The sequence below is a fragment of the Christiangramia aquimixticola genome (genome assembly GCF_048285835.1).
Classification (GTDB): Bacteria; Bacteroidota; Bacteroidia; order Flavobacteriales; family Flavobacteriaceae; genus Christiangramia; species Christiangramia aquimixticola.
In genome coordinates, this window is record NZ_JBLVTL010000330.1 from 1 (window position 1) to 280 (window position 280).

Annotated in this window: 1 protein-coding gene; it reads right to left on the reverse strand. The window is 47.5% G+C overall.

The genetic code is table 11. The features are described from left to right. The coding region (locus tag ACNKXV_RS14690; protein ID WP_417908439.1) for a putative LPS assembly protein LptD at positions 1-280 on the reverse strand (280 nt) is incomplete at both ends.

Genomic DNA, 280 nt, shown 5'->3' on the forward strand with positions numbered 1-280 from the left:
TACCACAGCTCGGTGTAATCCGCCGAGGCAGTCCCGGTGAAGTATTTGAACAAGGTGAAATTGGAACTCAGCGGGATGGTATTTCTGGCCCCGTTGTTTCCGTTTCTCAAGAGCAATCCAAAGTTGTCCACTGTAAACGGAATGGTGCCTGGCCTAGAGCCTGTTTCGGGATTGTTTACCCCAAACTGCTGTTGGATTCGGTTGGAGATGGAATTTTGAAGGTTGAAGTTCCAGGCAATATTGAGCGTTTTGAGCGGTTCAAACTTCACGTTTTTGAATG